This window comes from Spirillospora sp. NPDC049652 (assembly GCF_040675125.1).
GTDB lineage: Bacteria > Actinomycetota > Actinomycetes > Streptosporangiales > Streptosporangiaceae > Spirillospora.
In genome coordinates, this window is the sequence record NZ_JBFAOF010001108.1 from 1 (window position 1) to 2,130 (window position 2,130).

Below are 2,130 nucleotides of genomic sequence, written 5' to 3' on the forward strand. Positions count from 1 at the left end.
GGACGCCCGGAGCGCGCGCCGGACGCCCCAGAGGCGCGCGCGGCGGGGCTCAGGTGGCCTCGGTGTCGTACGGCGGGCGCTCGCCGTACTCCAGGAGGCCCGCGGCGGCCGTGGCGTACGAGGTGTCGCCCAGGGTCGCGCCGTTGCGGTACTCCGGCTCGGCGTCCAGGTCGTCGAGCAGGTGCTTGCGGACGAACGTCTTCGGGTGGAGGTCGGCGATGTCGAAGTCCTTGAACTCCGGCCCGAGCCCGTCCTGAAGGTCGGCCTTGGCGCTGTTGGCCATCTCGCGGAGCTGGCGGAGCGCCCGTCCGGCCTGGCCGGCGACGGTCGGCAGCTTGTCCCCGAAGATCACCAGGGCGAGCACGACGAGCACGACCATCTCGCCGAGTCCTACGTCGAACAACCCGTCCTCCACACTGCCAAGGGGACCGGACGCCGTTGCCGCGTCCGACCCCAGCGTATCCGCACTCGGGCGGGCACGATTCGCACGGTCCGTCCCCGCCCGCCGCGGAGTGCCCCACCTGCGGCGGAGCGCCGGAGGCGGCGCCTCCGGACGGCCGACGGCCGACGCCCCGGGGGACGTCGGCCGTCGGGCGGCGGAGCCGGGCGTCAGCCTGCGGCGAGGGTGACGTCCACGGTCTTCTCCTGGCCCTTGCCGCCGGGCAGGAAGGTCACCTTGACCACGTTCCCGGGGGCCTTGCTGCGGATCGTGGCGATCAGGTCGGACGCGTTCTCGATCGGCCGGCCGTCCACCTTGGTGATCACGTCGCCGGGCTTGATGCCGGCGCGGTCGGCCGGGCCGCCCTTGGTGACCGGCGCGGTGCCCTGCACCGGCTGCGGCATGATCTTGGCGCCGCCGCCCTGCCACTGCGGGTCGGGCAGCACCCCGAGCTTGGCCTGCTTGACCGTGCCGGTGTTGACGATGTCCTCGGCGACCCGCTTGGCCTGGTTGATCGGGATGGCGAAGCCGAGCCCGATCGAACCCTGCTGGTCGGCGCCGCCGGTGAGGATCGCGGTGTTCATCCCGATCACGCGGCCCTTGGCGTCCACCAGCGGGCCGCCGGAGTTGCCGGGGTTGATCGCCGCGTCCGTCTGGATCGCGTTCATCACCGTCGACTCGCCGCCGCCCTCGCCCCGGGTCGGGACGGCGCGGTTCAGCGAGGACACGATGCCGGTCGTCACCGAGCCCTGCAGGCCGAGCGGCGAGCCGATCGCGATCACCGGGTCGCCGACGGCGAGCCTGTCGGAGTCGCCGATGGCGAGCGGCGGCAGCGCGTGGCTGCCGGACGGCTTGATCACGGCCACGTCCGAGGACGGGTCGGTGCCCTTGACGGTGGCGGGCAGCGACGACTTGTCGTTGAACACCACCCGGATGGACGCGCCCGCGCCCAGCCCGGACACCACGTGGTTGTTGGTGATGATGTAGCCGTCCTTGACGATGAACCCGGTGCCCGCGGCGTCCTCGCCGTTCGGCCCGGACACCCGGATCATCACGACGCTCGGCAGGACGCGCTGCGCGACGCCCGCGACCGAGTCCGGCGGCCGGTTCTGCACGGGCGCGTTGTCGTTGCCGCCGCTGAAGCTCACCTTGCCGCCGTCGCCGCTGCCGTCGCCGGTGCTCAGCGCGACGATGCCCGCGCCGAGACCGCCCGCGACCAGCGCGATCAGCAGTCCGATGATCGCCAGGGCGCCGAGGCCCGGCCCGCCGCGCCCCGCGGACGGCGGGGCGGGCACCGGCGCCCAGTTGGGGCCGCCCGGCGGCTGCCCGAACCCGCCGGGGCCACCCGGCGCGCCCGGAGCCGTGCCGCCCGGGCCGACACCGCCCGCGCCGACGCCGCCCGGGGCACCCGGGCCGGCCACGCCGGGGCCGCCCGGCAGGGGCCGGGGCGGCGCTCCGGGGACCGGCGGCGGGCCGCCCATCGGCGGACGCGCGGCCGGCGGAGGCGGCTGCGGCGACGCCTGGCCGCCCCAGCCGTACTGGCCCGCGACTCCGGCCGAGCGCGGGTCCTGGTCGTGCGGGGCGAAGGCCGGGCGGGCGGGAGTTGCTCACCGACTCGGCGCACCGTGAGGCGGTGTCGCCGCATCTGGTGCCGGTCTCGGACGTCGAGTTGCTGCTGCCGTTCGAGGTCG

The 2,130-nt window shown here is 75.5% G+C and carries 2 protein-coding genes; both read right to left on the bottom strand.

Features of this window, described 5'->3' with window-relative positions; translation table 11 throughout:
- Nucleotides 1-49 precede the first annotated feature (49 nt).
- Nucleotides 50-403: a sec-independent translocase gene (locus AB0J52_RS37485; RefSeq protein ID WP_500187707.1), complete on the bottom strand. Its 354-nt coding sequence runs from the start codon at nt 401-403 to the stop codon at nt 50-52.
- Nucleotides 404-609: 206 nt separating this feature from the next.
- Nucleotides 610-1,860, bottom strand: coding sequence for a S1C family serine protease (locus tag AB0J52_RS37490; RefSeq protein ID WP_500187709.1), 1,251 nt, complete (start codon nt 1,858-1,860; stop codon nt 610-612).
- Nucleotides 1,861-2,130 lie beyond the last annotated feature (270 nt).